The organism is Klebsiella sp. CN_Kp100, assembly GCF_040065315.1.
Classification (GTDB): domain Bacteria; phylum Pseudomonadota; class Gammaproteobacteria; order Enterobacterales; family Enterobacteriaceae; genus Klebsiella; species Klebsiella oxytoca.
In genome coordinates, this window is the sequence record NZ_JBEAIJ010000038.1 from 113,882 (window position 1) to 131,796 (window position 17,915).

General features: G+C 57.1%; 13 protein-coding genes and 1 other annotated feature. Of the genes, 8 read left to right on the top strand and 5 right to left on the bottom strand.

Annotation, left to right across the window (positions count from 1 at the left end):
- Window positions 1–18 precede the first annotated feature (18 nt).
- The 7 genes from dnaX to ABLV12_RS15140 all read left to right on the top strand — a co-directional run bounded on the left by dnaX (window position 19) and on the right by ABLV12_RS15140 (window position 8,315).
- A complete protein-coding gene (gene dnaX, locus ABLV12_RS15110) occupies window positions 19–1,929 on the top strand; it encodes a DNA polymerase III subunit gamma/tau (protein WP_004099671.1) in 1,911 nt (636 codons plus the stop codon).
- Window positions 1,262–1,326: a sequence feature (DnaX frameshifting element), on the top strand. (Overlaps the previous gene by 65 nt.)
- 57 nt (window positions 1,930–1,986) lie before the next feature.
- Window positions 1,987–2,319, top strand: coding sequence for a YbaB/EbfC family nucleoid-associated protein (locus ABLV12_RS15115; RefSeq protein WP_004099673.1), 333 nt, complete (start codon window positions 1,987–1,989; stop codon window positions 2,317–2,319).
- Window positions 2,319–2,924, top strand: a complete 606-nt coding sequence (recR, locus tag ABLV12_RS15120; RefSeq protein ID WP_004099675.1) for a recombination mediator RecR — start codon at window positions 2,319–2,321, stop codon at window positions 2,922–2,924. Before ABLV12_RS15115 ends, recR begins: the two co-directional genes overlap by 1 nt.
- 111 nt (window positions 2,925–3,035) lie before the next feature.
- Window positions 3,036–4,910 carry a molecular chaperone HtpG gene (htpG, locus tag ABLV12_RS15125; protein WP_335269449.1) on the top strand — a complete coding sequence of 625 codons (1,875 nt, stop codon included), beginning with the start codon at window positions 3,036–3,038 and terminating at the stop codon, window positions 4,908–4,910.
- 302 nt (window positions 4,911–5,212) lie between these two features.
- Window positions 5,213–5,857: an adenylate kinase gene (gene adk / locus ABLV12_RS15130; protein WP_335269447.1), complete on the top strand. Its 645-nt coding sequence runs from the start codon at window positions 5,213–5,215 to the stop codon at window positions 5,855–5,857.
- A 127-nt stretch (window positions 5,858–5,984) separates the two neighbouring features.
- Window positions 5,985–6,947, top strand: a complete 963-nt coding sequence (gene hemH, locus ABLV12_RS15135; RefSeq protein ID WP_004099681.1) for a ferrochelatase — start codon at window positions 5,985–5,987, stop codon at window positions 6,945–6,947.
- A 63-nt stretch (window positions 6,948–7,010) separates the two neighbouring features.
- A complete protein-coding gene (locus ABLV12_RS15140) occupies window positions 7,011–8,315 on the top strand; it encodes an inosine/guanosine kinase (protein WP_004099683.1) in 1,305 nt (434 codons plus the stop codon).
- A gap of 43 nt (window positions 8,316–8,358) precedes the next feature.
- On the opposite strand, the gene ybaL is transcribed toward ABLV12_RS15140, so the two are convergent.
- Window positions 8,359–10,035, bottom strand: a complete 1,677-nt coding sequence (ybaL, locus tag ABLV12_RS15145) for a YbaL family putative K(+) efflux transporter (RefSeq protein ID WP_004099684.1) — start codon at window positions 10,033–10,035, stop codon at window positions 8,359–8,361.
- Window positions 10,036–10,403: 368 nt separating this feature from the next.
- A complete protein-coding gene (locus ABLV12_RS15150; protein ID WP_004111050.1) occupies window positions 10,404–11,624 on the bottom strand; it encodes an MFS transporter in 1,221 nt (406 codons plus the stop codon).
- Window positions 11,625–11,787: 163 nt separating this feature from the next.
- Between ABLV12_RS15150 and ushA the strand changes: the two genes are divergently transcribed.
- Window positions 11,788–13,440: a bifunctional UDP-sugar hydrolase/5'-nucleotidase UshA gene (gene ushA / locus ABLV12_RS15155; RefSeq protein ID WP_004099686.1), complete on the top strand. Its 1,653-nt coding sequence runs from the start codon at window positions 11,788–11,790 to the stop codon at window positions 13,438–13,440.
- A 125-nt stretch (window positions 13,441–13,565) separates the two neighbouring features.
- On the opposite strand, the gene ybaK is transcribed toward ushA, so the two are convergent.
- From ybaK to copA, 3 genes are all read right to left on the bottom strand, one after another.
- Entirely contained in the window at window positions 13,566–14,045 is a 480-nt protein-coding gene (ybaK, locus tag ABLV12_RS15160; RefSeq protein WP_004099690.1) for a Cys-tRNA(Pro)/Cys-tRNA(Cys) deacylase YbaK, read from the bottom strand.
- A gap of 201 nt (window positions 14,046–14,246) precedes the next feature.
- Window positions 14,247–15,041, bottom strand: coding sequence for a TraB/GumN family protein (locus tag ABLV12_RS15165; protein ID WP_004111051.1), 795 nt, complete (start codon window positions 15,039–15,041; stop codon window positions 14,247–14,249).
- 266 nt (window positions 15,042–15,307) lie between these two features.
- A complete protein-coding gene (gene copA, locus ABLV12_RS15170) occupies window positions 15,308–17,809 on the bottom strand; it encodes a copper-exporting P-type ATPase CopA (RefSeq protein WP_004111052.1) in 2,502 nt (833 codons plus the stop codon).
- Window positions 17,810–17,915 lie beyond the last annotated feature (106 nt).

Sequence of the window (17,915 nt, forward strand, 5' to 3'; positions counted from 1 at the left end):
GCGTTTCAGAGCCAGCCCATGAGTTATCAGGTCTTAGCCCGTAAATGGCGCCCACAAACCTTTGCTGACGTCGTCGGCCAGGAACATGTGCTGACCGCACTGGCGAACGGCTTGTCGTTAGGGCGCATTCATCATGCCTATCTCTTTTCCGGCACCCGCGGCGTGGGTAAAACCTCTATCGCACGTCTGCTGGCAAAAGGATTAAACTGTGAAACCGGTATTACCGCCACGCCATGCGGCGTCTGCGATAACTGCCGTGAAATAGAACAGGGGCGCTTTGTCGATCTGATAGAGATCGATGCCGCTTCGCGCACCAAAGTCGAAGATACCCGCGATCTGCTGGATAACGTTCAGTACGCGCCGGCCCGCGGTCGCTTCAAGGTCTATCTGATCGATGAAGTCCATATGCTTTCGCGCCACAGCTTCAACGCGTTGTTAAAAACGCTGGAGGAGCCGCCGGCGCACGTAAAATTTCTGCTGGCGACCACCGATCCGCAGAAGCTGCCGGTGACCATTCTTTCCCGCTGCCTGCAGTTCCATCTTAAGGCGCTGGATGTCGAACAGATTCGCCATCAGCTTGAGCATATCCTCGGCGTCGAGCAGATCGCTTTCGAACCGCGCGCGCTGCAGCTGCTGTCGCGCGCGGCGGATGGCAGCCTGCGCGATGCATTAAGCCTGACCGATCAGGCTATCGCCAGCGGCGACGGCCGTCTGACGGCTGAATCCGTTAGCACCATGCTCGGTACGCTTGACGACGATCAGGCGCTCTCGCTGATTGAAGCGCTGGTGGCCGCCGATGGCGAACGCGTCATGGCCGGCGTCAATGAAGCTGCCGCTCGCGGCGTGGAGTGGGAGGCTTTGCTGGTGGAAATGCAGAGCCTGTTGCACCGCATTGCAATGGTTCAGCTGTCGCCGTCGGCGCTGGGGGCGGATATGGCCGCGATAGAGCTACGCATGCGCGAACTGGCGCGGACGGTGCCGCCTACCGATGTTCAGCTGTACTATCAAACGTTATTAATTGGCCGTAAAGAGCTTCCATACGCGCCGGATCGCCGGATGGGCGTTGAGATGACGCTTCTGCGTGCGCTGGCGTTCCATCCGCGTATGCCGCTGCCGGAACCGGAGGCGCCGCCGGCGCAGGCTATTCAGGCCGCCCCTGCACAGCAGTCCGCCCCGGCATCCGCTCCGCCGCCGCCGCCGCCGCAGAATTTGCCGCAGACCACCAGCCAGGTGCTGGCGGCACGCAGCCAACTGCAGCGCAGCCAGGGAGCGCCCACCCCAAAAAAGAGTGAACCGGCAGCCGCTTCCCGCGCGCGGCCGGTGAATAACGCTGCGCTGGAACGACTGAGTTCGATTACTGAACGCGTACAGGCGCGTCCGGCTGCTGCTGCGCTGGAAAAAGCGCCGGCGAAAAAAGAAGCTTATCGCTGGAAATCGACGACGGTTGTTGAAACCGTGAAAGAAGAAGTGGCGACGCCGAAGGCGCTGAAAAAAGCGCTGGAGCATGAAAAAACGCCGGAACTGGCGGCAAAACTGGCTATTGAAGCGGTCGAGCGCGATAGCTGGGCGGCGGAAGTCAGCCGGCTTGCGGTACCAAAGCTGGTGGAGCAGGTCGCTCTCAATGCCTGGAAAGAGCAGGAGGGCAACCGCGTCTGCCTGCATCTTCGCCCGAGCCAGCGGCACCTGAATTCGGCGGGCGCGCAGCAAAAGCTGGCGGAAGCGCTCGGTATTTTGTACGGTACGCCGGTTGAATTGACCATCGTGGAAGATGATAATCCCGCGATGCGCACGCCGCTTGAGTGGCGGCAGGCAATTTATGAAGAAAAGCTCGCGCAGGCGCGTGAAGCGATTATTGCGGATAATAACATTCAGACGCTGCGTCGATTTTTCGATGCGGACCTGGATGAAGAGAGTATTCGCCCCATTTGATTGCAAGTCTGACTTGCGGTCAGCATCCTTAACGATGACCTACTGAGAGAGAAGCCTATGTTTGGTGGAAAAGGCGGTCTGGGTAACCTGATGAAGCAGGCCCAGCAGATGCAAGAAAAAATGCAGCAGATGCAGGAAGAAGTCGCTCGACTGGAAGTGACCGGTGAATCCGGCGCAGGCCTGGTCAAAGTCACCATCAACGGTGCGCATAACTGCCGCCGCGTTGAGATCGACCCGAGCCTGCTGGAAGACGACAAAGAGATGCTGGAAGATCTGGTGGCCGCTGCGTTTAACGATGCCGCCCGCCGCATCGAAGAGACGCAGAAAGAAAAAATGGCGTCTGTGTCCGCCGGTATGCAGCTGCCGCCAGGCTTTAAGATGCCGTTCTGATGCAAACCAGTCCGCTGTTAACGCAGCTTATGGAAGCACTGCGCTGCCTGCCGGGCGTCGGCCCGAAGTCGGCGCAGCGCATGGCGTTTACCCTGCTGCAGCGCGATCGCAGCGGCGGGATGCGCCTGGCGCAAGCGCTGACGCGCGCGATGTCGGAAATCGGCCACTGCGCCGATTGCCGCACATTCACCGAGCAGGAGGTATGCAATATTTGCAGCAACCCTCGGCGGAAGGAAAACGGCCAGATCTGCGTGGTAGAGAGCCCAGCGGATATCTACGCTATCGAGCAGACCGGGCAGTTTTCCGGTCGTTATTTTGTGCTGATGGGCCATCTGTCGCCGCTTGACGGCATCGGGCCGGATGACATTGGGCTCGATCGCCTGGAGCAGCGTCTGCGTGACGAATCGATGCAGGAAGTGATCCTCGCAACCAACCCAACGGTTGAAGGGGAGGCGACCGCGAACTATATCGCCGAGCTTTGCGCGCAGTATGGCGTAGAGGCGAGCCGTATCGCTCATGGCGTACCGGTCGGCGGCGAGCTGGAAATGGTTGACGGCACAACGCTGTCACACTCTCTTGCCGGACGGCATAAGATTCGTTTTTAATCAAACGGAGGCGCTTTTCAGGGCCTCCGCTTGAAAACGTCTTCCTCTGTCCCCATCTCACCCTCAACGGTTTTTTTACCATTAACAATGGCATTGTTGAGGTTGATTTAGATGAAAGGACAAGAAACTCGTGGTTTTCAGTCAGAGGTTAAGCAGCTTCTGCACCTGATGATCCATTCTCTTTATTCCAACAAAGAAATTTTCCTGCGTGAGCTGATTTCCAACGCCTCCGATGCGGCCGACAAGCTGCGCTTCCGCGCCCTGTCCCAGCCGGATCTGTATGAAGGCGACGGCGAACTGCGCGTGCGTGTTTCATTTGATAAAGACAACCGCACCCTGACCATTGCCGATAACGGCATTGGTATGAACCGCGATGAAGTGATTGACCATCTCGGCACCATCGCCAAGTCCGGCACCAAAGCATTCCTTGAGTCCATGGGCTCTGACCAGGCGAAAGACAGCCAGCTGATTGGCCAGTTCGGCGTGGGCTTCTATTCAGCGTTTATTGTCGCTGATAAAGTCACCGTACGTACCCGCGCGGCGGGAGACAGCGCAGAAAATGGCGTATTCTGGGAGTCCGCCGGCGAAGGCGAATATACCGTTGCCGACATTAACAAAGCCGATCGCGGTACCGAGATCACGCTGCACCTGCGCGAAGGCGAGGATGATTTCCTCAACGACTGGCGCGTGCGTTCGATTATCAGCAAATACTCCGATCACATCGCGCTGCCGGTGGAAATTGAAAAACGCGAAGAAGTGGACGGTGAAACCGTCATTACCTGGGAGAAAATTAACAAAGCCCAGGCGCTGTGGACGCGCAATAAGTCGGAAATCAAAGACGACGAGTACAACGAGTTTTATAAGCATATTGCCCATGACTACAGCGATCCGCTGACCTGGAGCCACAACCGCGTTGAAGGCAAGCAGGAGTACACCAGCCTGCTGTATATCCCGTCGCAGGCGCCATGGGATATGTGGAATCGCGACCATAAACACGGCCTGAAGCTGTACGTACAGCGCGTTTTCATCATGGATGACGCTGAGCAGTTTATGCCGAACTACCTGCGCTTCGTCCGCGGCCTGGTCGACTCCAACGATCTGCCGCTGAACGTGTCGCGTGAAATCCTTCAGGACAGCAGCGTGACCCGCAATCTGCGCACTGCGCTGAGCAAGCGCGCCCTGCAGATGCTGGAAAAACTGGCGAAAGACGACGCGGAAAAATATCAGACCTTCTGGCAGCAGTTTGGCCTTGTGCTGAAAGAAGGCCCGGCGGAAGACCACGCTAACCAGCAGACCATTGCTAAACTGCTGCGTTTCGCCAGTACCCATACCAATTCCGCCGCGCAGACCGTGTCGCTGGAAGAGTACGTCTCCCGCATGAAAGAAGGGCAGGAGAAGATTTACTACATTACCGCCGACAGCTACGCCGCCGCGAAGAGCAGCCCGCATCTGGAACTGCTGCGTAAGAAAGGCATTGAAGTGCTGCTGCTTTCCGATCGCATCGACGAGTGGATGATGAGCTATCTGACCGAGTTCGACGGTAAGCCGTTCCAGTCGGTGGCGAAAGCCGATGAGTCGCTGGATAAGCTGACGGACGAAGTGGATGAAACCACAAAAGAAGCTGAGAAGGCGCTGGAGCCGTTCGTTGAGCGAGCCAAAACGCTGCTCGGCGACCGGGTGAAAGAGGTTCGCCTGACCCATCGTCTGACCGATACGCCGGCCATCGTTACCACCGACGCGGATGAAATGAGCACCCAAATGGCGAAACTGTTTGCCGCTGCGGGCCAGGCCGCGCCGGAAGTGAAGTACATCTTCGAACTGAACCCGCTGCATCCGCTGGTAAAACGCGCGGCGGACACTCAGGATGATGCGCAATTCGGCGAGTGGGTTGAGCTGCTTCTCGATCAGGCGCTGCTGGCCGAGCGCGGTACGCTGGAAGATCCGAACCAGTTTATTCGCCGCATGAACCAGCTGCTGGCGTCGTAATCTTTCCCCTCAGCCTCTCCCTCTCCCTGTCAGGGAGAGGGGACTTGCCCGGCATTGACATGCTGGCGCGGAGGCTGTCATCGTTTAGCCTGCTTCTCCCTGTTCCCCTGCTGGCTCCGGCGCGTGTTTTCTTCCTTGCCCTGCGGGAGAGGAGCGGAATGAGGGCAACAAAACGCACTCTACGTAAAATATCTCACCATTAACCGTTTCAGCCGCCCCGCCTTCCTTGAGCCATCCGCGTTCTGGTGGTATGGTTTAGCGTTTTTTGAAATATTGAATCAACTTTTGAGGGGATTTTCGTAATGCGTATTATTCTGCTTGGCGCTCCGGGCGCGGGTAAAGGAACTCAGGCTCAGTTCATCATGGAGAAATACGGTATTCCGCAAATCTCCACCGGCGACATGCTGCGTGCCGCGGTGAAGTCAGGCTCCGAGCTGGGCAAAAAGGCGAAGGATATTATGGACGCCGGTAAGCTGGTCACCGACGAACTGGTTATCGCCCTGGTGAAAGAGCGTATCACTCAGGAAGATTGCCGCAACGGATTCCTGCTGGACGGCTTCCCGCGCACCATTCCTCAGGCTGACGCTATGAAAGAAGCGGGCATTGCCGTAGATTACGTACTGGAATTCGATGTTCCTGATGAACTGATCGTTGACCGCATCATCGGCCGTCGCGTTCACGCTGCTTCCGGCCGCGTTTATCACATCAAATTTAATCCGCCGAAAGTCGAAGACAAAGACGATGTGACCGGCGAAGAGCTGACCACCCGTAAAGACGACCAGGAAGAGACCGTGCGTAAGCGTCTGGTTGAGTATCATCAGATGACGGCTCCGCTGATCGGCTACTATCAGAAAGAAGCCGAAGCGGGCAATACCCAATACGCGAAAGTTGATGGCACCAAAGCGGTGGCGGACGTTCGCGCCGAACTGGAAAAAATTCTCGGTTAATTCCGTTAGTTCTCATCCCGCAGCGGCGGGGTGAGAACTCCTCTCATTTTACCTTTTTCTATGATTGGTTCCGTTTAGCGCCATTTCAGCTACAATTGTCAGCGATTCAAATGGTTAAGAGGCGGTAATGCATCAGACGAAAACAGGTATCTTATTAGCCAATTTAGGCACTCCCGATGCGCCCACGCCCGACGCGGTTAAGCGCTATCTACGACAGTTTCTTAGCGATCGGCGCGTGGTGGATACCTCCCGTCTACTGTGGTGGCCGTTGCTGCGCGGCGTGATACTGCCCCTGCGCGCCCCCAGGGTCGCTAAGCTCTATCAGTCCATCTGGATGGAAGACGGCTCGCCGCTGATGGTCTATAGCCAGCAGCAGCGGCAGGCGCTGGCCGCGCGGCTTCCGGATACGCCGGTGGCGCTGGGGATGAGCTACGGCTCGCCGTCGCTGGAGAGCGCGGTGGATGAACTGCTGGCGCAGGGTGTGGACCACATCGTGGTGCTACCGCTCTATCCGCAATACTCCTGCTCTACCGTGGCGGCGGTCTGGGATGAGCTGGGGCGTATCCTCGCCAGAAAGCGCGCGATTCCCGGCATCTCTTTTATTCGCGACTATGCCGATGATGTGGACTACATTCACGCGCTGGCCGCCAGCGTACGCGCTTCGTTTGCGGTGCACGGCGAGCCGGATTTACTGCTGCTCTCCTATCATGGGATTCCACAGCGTTACGCTCAGCAAGGGGATACCTATCCTCAGCGCTGTCGCGATACCACTCGTGAGCTGGTTTCAGCCCTTGGTCTGTCGCCTGACCGGGTCATGATGACTTTTCAGTCGCGCTTTGGTCGTGAGCCGTGGCTGACGCCCTATACTGACGAAACGCTGAAAATGCTCGGTGAGAAAGGGGTGAAGCATATTCAGGTTATCTGTCCCGGCTTTGCTGCCGATTGCCTGGAGACGCTGGAAGAGATCGCGGTGCAAAACCGGGAAATCTTCCTTGAAGCCGGCGGCCAGCAATATGAGTACATACCGGCGCTTAATGCGGACACCGCGCATATTGAAATGATGGTCAACCTGACGGCGAAATATCGCTGATCGCGCGTGCGGCGGGGAGTATGCTACTATTCCCCGCTTGTTCACTGTCAATAAATCGCCACTATGAAATTTCCCGGTAAACGCAAATCCAAACACTATTTTCCCGTCAACGCTCGCGATCCGCTGCTGCAACAAATTCAGCCGGACAATGAGTCTAACGTCGCCTGGGTCGTCGGCATCGATCAAACCCTGGTCGATATCGAAGCGAAAGTGGATGAGGCGTTTATCGTACGCTACGGCCTGAGCGCCGGGCATTCGCTGGTGATTGAGGATGATGTCGCCGAAGCGTTGTACCAGGAACTGGTCCGCAACGATCTGATTACCCACCAGTTTGCCGGTGGTACCATCGGAAACACCATGCACAACTACTCGGTGCTGGCGGATGACCGCTCGGTTCTGCTTGGCGTCATGTGCAGCAATATTGAAATCGGCGGCTACGCCTATCGCTACCTGTGCAACACCTCCAGCCGTACCGATCTGAACTACCTGCAAGGCGTGGATGGCGCGATTGGTCGCTGCTTTACCCTTATTAGCGACTCCGGCGAGCGCACCTTTGCGATCAGCCCCGGTCATATGAATAAGCTCCGCCCGGAAAGCATTCCGGAAAGCGTGATCGCCGGCGCTTCCGCACTGGTGCTGACCTCCTACCTCGTCCGCTGCAAGCCGGGTGAGCCGATGCCGGACGCGACGATGCAGGCCATCAAATATGCGAAAAAGCACGATGTACCGGTGGTCCTGACCCTGGGGACTAAATACGTTATCGCTGATAATCCGGCGTGGTGGCAGGCGTTCCTCAAAGAACACGTTTCTATTCTGGCGATGAACGAAGAGGAGGCGGAAGCGCTGACCGGACTATCCGATCCGCTGCTGGCTTCCGACAAGGCGCTGGAGTGGGTTGACCTGGTACTGTGCACCGCCGGGCCCGCCGGGCTGTATATGGCCAGTTTTACCGAGGATGAGGCTAAGCGCAAAACGCAGCATCCGCTGCTGCCTGGCGCGATTGCCGAGTTTAACCAGTATGAATTCAGCCGCGCGATGCGCCACCAGGACTGCGAGAATCCGCTGCGTATTTATTCGCATATCGCACCCTATATGGGCGGGCCGGAGAAGATCATGAACACCAACGGCGCCGGCGACGGCGCGCTGGCGGCGCTGCTGCACGACATCACCGCTAATAATTATCATCGCAATAACGTGCCGAACTCCAGCAAGCACAAATGCAAATGGCTGACCTATTCCTCGCTGGCGCAGGTGTGTAAATACGCTAACCGCGTGAGCTATCAGGTGCTGAACCAGCATTCACCGCGTCTGACCCGCGGCCTGCCGGAGCGTGAAGATAGTCTGGAAGAGGCCTACTGGGATCGTTAAGCCGGTAAATAAAGTCGGCCCCGTGGAGTCGGGGCCGGAAGCATTAACCGGTAATAAGCTCGCCGGCTGGCGGCGTTTCAAGCAGCTTAAGCATGGCGCGGGCGATTTCTCGTTCGCCCATCACTACCTGGTTGGCGCCGCGTTCAACAATATATTCCACCTCATCGTCGTAATGCGCGCGCGCGATGATCTCGATATTCGGGCACTTCTCGCGCGCTGAGGCCACGATCTCTCCGGCCTCGTAACCGTTAGGGATGGTGAGCAGTAGCCAGCGCGCGCAGTCCAGATGCGCCAGATTCATTATCTCTTCATTGGCGGCGTTACCTAAAACTGCGCGAATACCCCGCGCGCGCAGTTCGTCAACGCGGGTGCGCGATGTTTCGATAACTACCAGCGGTATCCCCTGAGCCATCAGTTTTTCACCAAGCAGGCTCCCGACGCGACCGAAACCGACCAGCAGCGCATGGTTACAGATATCAACGGGGATCTGTTTCTCATCTTCCAGCACTTCTTCCAGCGTCTGTTCGTCCAGCGTCTCCGTTTTATCGAGGTATTTTTCCAGCAGGGTAAACAGGACCGGGTTGAGCATGATGGAGATAATGGCGCCGGCAAGCACCAGGTTCTGCCCGGCCTGCGGCAGCAGATCCAGCGCCATTCCCAGACCAGCAAGAATAAAGGCGAATTCACCGATTTGCGCCAGACTGGCGGCAATGGTCAGGGCAGTGCGCGGCGAGTGGCCGAACATCCGCACCAGGAAGAAGGCGGCAGCCGATTTACCGAAAATGATGATAGCCAGCGTCGCCAGTACTGCCAGCGGCTGCTCAAGCAGAATCATCGGGTCGAACAGCATTCCGACGGAGACAAAGAACAGCACGGCGAAGGCGTCGCGCAGCGGCAGCGTATCGTGGGCCGCGCGATGGCTGAGCTCGGATTCATTGAGCACCATACCGGCGAAAAAGGCGCCGAGGGCGAAGGAGACGTCAAATAGCTCAACGGCGCCGAAAGCGATGCCGAGCGCTAACGCCAGTACCGACAGCGTAAACAGCTCGCGTGAACCGGTTGCCGCGCTGCGCGACATAATCCACGGCACCAGGCGGCGGCCGACGAGCATCATAATGGCGATGAAGGCGACGACTTTGCCGATGGTAATACTCATATCGAGGGCCAGAGAAGCCAGGCCCACGTCGCCTTTCTCGGTCATGCCGGCAACCGCCGGCAGCAGCACCAGCGTCAGAACCATCACCAGATCTTCAACAATCAGCCAGCCGATGGCGATTTGCCCCCGCTGGCTATCAATAAGCTGCCGTTCTTCCAGCGCGCGCAGCAGCACCACGGTACTGGCGGTAGAAAGACACAGACCAAAAACGATACCGGTCATTAACGACCAGCCCAGCATGGCAGAGAGCGCCATACCCAACAGGGTCGCTACGGCTATCTGGGCGATAGCGCCCGGGATGGCGATGGCCTTAACCGCCATCAGATCTTTTAAGGAGAAATGCAGACCCACGCCGAACATCAGCAGGATCACGCCGAGCTCGGCCAGTTCCGGCGCCAGCTTGGTATCAGCAACAAAACCTGGGGTAAAAGGTCCGGCCAGCACGCCCGCTAATAGATATCCCACCAGAGGAGAAATACGTAGCTTATTGGCAATCATGCCGAGAATAAAGGCGAGCACAAGGCCGCCGACAATGGTGGTGATTAGCGGTGTTGCGTGGTGCATTCCGTCTCCTTGCAGTGGTGAGCTGATCCATTTTCGGTACATACCCGTCATGCTTCAATTTGCATGGGCGTAGGCTTTGTTACTTGGCTCATCCATGAGCCTCGCCCTTAGGGGCCAGCGCCAGCGCTGTTCAAGGCACAAGTGGCTTGTCCTGCAACTTGAATGAATTAGGGTATAAAACCAAAAAACCGAATAATAGTTTATGACACTTTCAACGGTTTTGTTTATGAATAATCATTGAATTTTGCAGAAAAATGCAATTGACGTGCAAAAAAGCACGGAGCGCAAAATGGCAGCAGCTTATGCGGGGTAATGCTGGTGGGGTAAGGGATTGTGGTAGCCAAAGTTACACTTTGGCTACCGAAGAATCATGACTTTTGATGGTTGTTAGGTAGAAATATCGTCAGGATGCCGATTAGAGGCAGGAAAGCGCAGATTTTATAGACCAGTTCGATGCTGGTATGGTCAGCTAAGAGCCCCAGTACCGCGGCGCCAAGGCCACCCATGCCAAAAGCAAAACCGAAGAACAAACCAGAAACCATGCCGATCCGCCCCGGTAATAGCTCCTGGGCATAGACCAGAATGGCGGAAAAGGCTGAGGCAAGGATAAAACCAATTATCACCGTTAAAATCCCGGTCCATTCCAGGGATGCATAGGGTAAAACAAGGGTGAACGGCGCTACGCCAAGGATAGAGCCCCAAATAACATATTTGCGCCCAATCTTATCGCCGACAGGCCCGCCAATCACCGTTCCTGCCGCGACGGCAAAAAGAAAGGCAAACAGATGAAACTGGGCATTTTGCACCGACAATCCGAATTTTTGCATCAGATAAAAGGTGTAATAGCTGCTGATGCTTGCCATATAGAAGTATTTCGAGAAAATCAGCAGTAACAGGATACTGACCGCCAGAATAACTTTGTTTTTTGGCAACGGATTTACAATCAGCGCCTTCGGTTTACCTTTATTCATCCGATGCTGAGCGGCATACCAGCGGCTGATTTGCGCCAGCACGACGATCGCCAACAGCGCTGCCAGGACAAACCAGCCAACGTTACCTTTACCGTAAGGAGCGATAATCAGGGCCGCAAGCAGCGGGCCTAACGAGCTGCCAAAGTTACCGCCGACCTGAAATATCGACTGCGCCAGGCCATGGCGACCGCCGGAAGCCATACGCGCCACGCGTGAAGATTCCGGATGAAAGACCGAAGACCCGGTGCCGACCAGCGCGGCTGCCAGCAGAACCATACCAAAGCTCCCCGAGATCGCCAGCAGCACCAGACCGCTCAGGGTAAAGCACATGCCTATCGGCAGCGACCACGGCATCGGATGTTTGTCGGTCAGATAGCCGACGACCGGCTGCAATAGCGATGAGGCCAGCTGGAAGGTGAGGGTAATCATACCTATCTGCACAAAGGTCAGCGAAAACTCGGCCTGCAGCAGCGGGTAGATAGCCAGAATAAGCGATTGGATCATATCGTTTAGCAAATGGGAGAGGCTGATGGCGCCGAGAATGCGAAACGAGGTGCGTGCTTTTTGCGGCGCAGCAGCAGGGCCGGATAAGGGTTGTGCGGTCTGATTCATTGCCATAGGTTCACTTAAGTGTTTTTTATAGAGGATGCAGGTGGAATTATTATCTGCCTAACATACCTGCCCCTAAGGTTTGAAGGAAGTCGCAATTCTGAAAACATATTTGTCTAATCGGCCAACTCGCTATACTTTCGGCAGTTGTTACTTCGTCAGGGAGAGAAATATGCACTTTATGAAGCAAGGCGTTGCGCTGGCGCTATTTACGGCGCTATCGCTGGGGAGCCTGTCAGCGCAGGCTTATGAGCAGGATAAAACTTACAAAATAACCATCCTGCATACTAACGATCATCATGGCCACTTCTGGCGTAGCGACTACGGCGAATATGGGCTATCCGCACAAAAAACGCTGGTTGACGGTATTCGCAAAGAGGTGGCGGCAGAAGGCGGCAGCGTGCTGCTGTTATCCGGCGGCGATATCAACACCGGCGTGCCGGAATCCGATTTACAGGACGCGGAACCTGATTTCCGCGGGATGAACCTGATTGGCTACGATGCAATGGCGGTGGGTAATCATGAATTTGATAATCCGCTTAGCGTACTGCGTCAGCAGGAAAAATGGGCGAAGTTCCCTTTCCTTTCGGCGAATATTTATCAGAAAAGCACCGGCGAGCGTCTGTTTAAGCCGTGGGCGCTGTTCAAACGCGGCGGGCTGAATATTGCGGTTATCGGTCTGACGACCGACGATACGGCTAAAATTGGTAATCCCGAGTTCTTTACCGATATCGAGTTCCGTAAACCGGCGGAAGAGGCCAAACTCGTTATCCAGGAGCTGCAGCAGAATGAAAAGCCGGACGTGATTCTGGCTACTACCCACATGGGCCATTATGACAATGGCGCTCACGGTTCGAACGCGCCGGGCGATGTTGAGATGGCACGCAGCCTGCCTGCGGGAGCGCTGGCGATGATCGTCGGCGGTCACTCGCAGGACCCGGTATGCATGGCGTCGGAGAACAAGAAGCAGGTGGATTACGTTCCGGGTAGCCCGTGCGCGCCGGACAAGCAGAACGGTATCTGGATTGTGCAGGCCCATGAGTGGGGTAAATATGTTGGCCGCGCCGATTTTGAATTCCGCAACGGCGACATGAAGCTGGTGCGCTATCAGCTGATCCCGGTCAACCTGAAGAAAAAGGTCACCTGGGACAACGGCGAGAGCGAGCGCGTGCTCTATACGCCGCAAATCCCCGAAAATCCGCAGATGCTCTCCCTGCTGACGCCTTTCCAGAATAAAGGCAAAGCGCAGCTACAGGTGAAAATCGGTAGCGTAAACGCGCATCTGGAGGGCGATCGCAGCAAAGTTCGTTTCGTGCAAACCAATATGGGACGTTTGCTGCTGGCGGCGCAGATGGCGCGCAGCAATGCTGATTTCGCGGTGATGAGCGGCGGCGGAGTGCGTGATTCGATTGAAGCGGGTGATATCACCTATAAAGATGTGATGAAGGTCCAACCCTTCGGCAACGTGCTGGTCTATGTCGATATGAGCGGTAAGGAAGTGACCGAGTATCTGACCGCCGTGGCGCAGATGAAGCCCGATTCCGGCGCCTATCCGCAGTTTGCCAACGTCGGTTTTGTGGCTAAAGACGGCAAGCTCAATAATTTGACCATCAAAGGCGAACCGGTCGATCCGGCAAAGACCTATCGTATGGCGACCCTGAGCTTTAACGCCACCGGCGGCGACGGCTATCCGCATATCGATACGAAGCCCGGCTATGTTAATACCGGCTTTATCGATGCCGAAGTGCTGAAAGAGTATATCCAGAAAAACTCACCGTTGGATGCGGCAGCTTATGAACCGAAAGGCGAGGTCAGCTGGCAGTAACGTTTGAGCCAAACCCCGGTTGCGTAGCTACCGGGGCTACAGGTCTCAGCGGTTTTGGATTTTGTAGCCCGGACAAGGCGCGTCAGCGCCGCCTCCGGGATTATCCTCTGACGCAAAACCGTCAATTAATCGCGCCGCGCGATATCGGCGAATTTTGCCTCAAGGATCTTCGCCAGATCGCTGGCCGCCAGCTCAATATCCAGCCCGCGTTTGCCGCCGGAAATATAGATGGTGGCAAACGCCTGGGCCGGTGCGTCAATCACCGTCGGCAGACGTTTTTTTTGCCCGAGCGGGCTGATACCCCCCACCAGATAGCCGGTAACCCGCTGCGCGACCATCGGGTCTGCCATATCCACTTTTTTTGCGCCTAAGGCCTTCGCCACTTTTTTCAGATCCAACTGACCCGCAACCGGGGTCACTGCAACGGCCAGATGCTTCATGTCGCCGTTAACGGCAACCAGCAGCGTTTTGTAGACCTGGTCGGCGTTCAGTCCCAGCTTACGCACCACTTCGTCACCAAAATTGGTTTCGTTCGGATCGTGATCGTAGCTGTGGATTTGAAAACTAATTTTGTTTTTTTCGAGTAATTTTACGGCGGGAGTCATCGTTATCCTTCTTACCAACCGATTAAATGTGACATAAGCATACGCCCGACGGCTGTCTAAAAAATAGTATCATCTTGCGCAATAGTATTGGCAGTGATGGTCACTTTGAGCGACAATCAGACGATCCGGGGCGCGAACCCCGGAATAATAATAATGATGAAATTCCTCTTTGACGGGCCAATAGCAATATTGGCCATTTTTTTACGTCAGCATGTCCGGCAGATTCCCTTCGCCGTATAAATGCAGCGCCCCGACGGCAACCACGTAGCGTCCCGGCGGCAGCGCCAGCAGCGTTTCCCGCCAGGCGAGGTTGCGCTGGTGCATCAGAACGTCATACAGCGACTGGCTAAAGGTTGTCGGCAGCGAGGTAGCCCCTCTTGACGGCGGCTGATCGAGCCACCAACCGATCATCACCTGCAGCAGACGCGCATTTGTGCGCCAGTGGGTGAGGGTATCCTCCAGCAGCGCCAGACCGCCATCGGGCAGATCCCGCAGCAGCGCAATCTGGCTGTCGGCTCCCTCCAGCTCCATCACGCGGATATGGCTCTCGCGCGCCGCCATCAGCAGTTGATAATCAATGCCGTAATCCGCCCTGAGCCCCAGTTTTTGCGCCTGAGTTGCCTGCAGTACCATCGCTACCTGCCACAGCGGTTGACTGTCGAACAGCGCGACAGACAGGCCCATTTCTGCCGCTCGCTCTTGCAGTGCAGCAAGCTGGGGGGCGTTCAGGCGTTCCGCCAGCGGCGGACAGGAGGGGAGGTTGCTGAATGGCGTTTCGCTGCCGCTAATATCCGCTTCCACAATCAGCGCATCGGCCTGACGGATCTTTTTTAACAGCCGGGCGGGCGGCGGCGACATATCGCGGGTGCCCATATGAATACTGCCGACCAGGTGCAGATAGCGTTCCCCGGGAAGGGTGATATCCAGCGCGGGCCAGGAATAAGACGAGCCGAGGGCGGCTTGCCACAGCATTTTTATTCGGTTTAACAGGCCCATACGTGCTCCGTAGTGTGAAGCTTTCATGCTAGCGCCTGGGGAAGAACGGCGCAAGGAAAGTCCAGGGAAAGCGTCTGCGCGCAGGCACTGGTTTATCGGCTGGAGCACTCACCGGAACGAGCAGAATGACTGAACGTCGGCGTCTGGTTCTTTTCTCGCACGGGTACACGGTCATCTGCGGTTGTGCTCCCGGCTAAGGCGTTGACGCCGCCAGCCGGGAATCCAACCGCACGGCGGCTGAAACGACAGGAGCTTAGGCTTCCGGCTTAGGATTTTGGCTTAAAGCGCAGCAGGCGGTTGGCGTTGCTCACGACGGTAATCGAAGAGAGCGCCATGGCGGCGCCCGCCACCACCGGATTGAGCAGCGTTCCGGTTAGCGGCCACAGGATCCCGGCGGCAATCGGAATGCCCAGCGAGTTATAAACAAATGCCCCCAGCAGGTTCTGCTTCATGTTGCGCAGCGTGGCTTTGGCGATCTCCAGCGCATCGGCGACGCCGTTCAGGCTATGGCGCATCAGGGTAATCGCCGCTGTCTCAATAGCGACATCGCTGCCGCCGCCCATGGCGATCCCCACATCGGCCTGCGCCAGCGCGGGCGCATCGTTGATACCGTCGCCGATCATCGCCACCTGATGTCCCTGGCCTTGCAGGCGCTTAATCGCATCGGCTTTACCGTCCGGCAGAACCCCGGCAATCACCTCATCAATGCCCGCCTCTTTAGCGATAGCGTTGGCGGTGGTTGGGTTATCGCCGGTCAGCATGACCAGACGATAACCCTGGCGGTGCAGCCTGGCTAATGCCGCCACGCTATCTTCACGCAGCGGATCGCGGATGGCGAACAGCGCCGCCGCCTGACCATCTACCGCCAGTAGCACCGGCGTCGCGCCCTGTGACGCCTGGGCGTTCATTTCGCCTTCTATTTCAGCCGTTGCTATCTTTTGCTCATTAAGCAGCGCCTGGTTGCCGAGCAGCAGACGGTGGCCTTCGGCTTCACCGCTGACCCCCAGTCCGCGTAGGGTGCGGAAATTATCTACCGCAGGCAGGCGTTGATCTGCGGCTTTGTCGAGGATGGCGCGCGCCAGCGGGTGGCTGGAGCCTTGCTCCAGTGACGCCGCCAGACGCAGTGCGGTGGTTTCATCGATGGCGGCAAAGGTTTTTATCGCCACCACCTGCGGTTTACCCTCGGTGAGGGTACCCGTTTTATCAAAGACCAGCGTATCCAGGGTGCTGGCGCGCTGCAGCGCATCGGCATCGCGCACCAGAACTCCGTACTCCGCCGCGCGGCCCACGCCGGAGATAATCGACATCGGCGTTGCCAGCCCCAGGGCGCACGGACAGGCGATAATCAGCACCGTGGTGGCGATCACCAGGGTATAGACAATTTGCGGCGCCGGACCGAAAAAGTACCAGATCGCGGCGCTGAACAGGGCTATCGCCACGACCGCCGGGACGAACACGGCGGAGATTTTGTCCGCCAACTGGCCGATTTCAGGTTTACTGCTCTGCGCCTGACGCACCATGCGGATAATACGCGCCAGGGTGGTCTGGCTGCCGACCGCGCTGGCGGTAAACAGTACGCTGCCGTCCTGCACTACGGTCCCGGCATGCACGGCGTCACCGTCGCCTTTTTGCTGAGGCACCGGCTCACCGGTGAGCATCGCTTCATCGAACCAGGCCTCGCCCTGGCTAATGATGCCATCGACCGGAACGCGATCGCCGGTGGTCAAACGCAGGGTCATTCCCGCCTGAACTTCCGCCAGCGGCAGATCTTTTTCGCCTTCGTCGGTGACCACCCGCGCTGACGGTGGGGTTAAATCGAGTAGTTTTTCCAGCGCTTTTGAAGAGCGCTGACGTGCACGGGCTTCCAGCATATGGCCGAGGTTAATCAGACCGATAATCATCGCGCTGGCTTCATAATAAAGGTGGCGGGCTTCCAGCGGAAACCACTGCGGCCACAGATTGACGCTCATCGAATAGAGCCAGGCGACGCCGGTACCCAGCGCCACCAACGTATCCATCGTCGCGGTGCCGTTTTTCAGGCTTTTCCACGCGCTGCGGTAAAAATGGCCGCCGGCAAATACCATCACCGCCAGCGTGACAAGGCCGATAACCAGCCACAGGGTACGGTTATCATCGCTGACCATCATGTTGTCGCCGATCATCCCCCAACCCATCACCGGGATCCCGACCAGCAGGGCGACGATAGCCTGCCAGCGGAAGCGCTTCATCGTGGCGATGGCGGTTTCCTGCTGACGCTCGCGGCGTTCGAGGTCGTCTTCGATAGCCTCCGCGCCGTAGCCCGCTTTCTCTACGGCCTGGACTAATTCTGCGGCGGACGCGCTGCCCAATACCAGCGCAGTGCGTTCCGCCAGGTTGACCCGCGCCTGCGAGACGCCCGGCACCGCGGCGAGCGCGTTTTGTACCCGGGATACGCAGCTGGCGCAGCTCATGCCGTTGATTAACAGCTGCTGGCTGTCATCTTCGTCACGGGCTGCCGGAAGCTCAGTGGTGGCCGCTGTCAGTGCTTCCGGCGGGATTGATGATTCTGCCAGCGGTTTAGCCTTTGGGTGGCTGAGCTCCGCGCCGTATCCGGCTTGTTTAATGGTCTCAATCAGCGCTTCCGCGCTGGCGCTGCCCGTGACGTGGGCTTCGGTAACGGTAACTTCCGCCTGCTCAACGTCGGGACGCTGCTCCAGGCTCTCTTTCACCCGTTTAACGCAGTGGCCGCAGGAGAGGCCATCAAGCGCGAGGTCGATAGTGTTAGACATAAATAACTCCTGAATAAATTTCCGGTTAATGATTGACCGAACACACTCTTTCATCGAGTATTAGCAAGGTTAAACCTTCCAGCAAGGGGAAGGTCAAGGGGGAAAC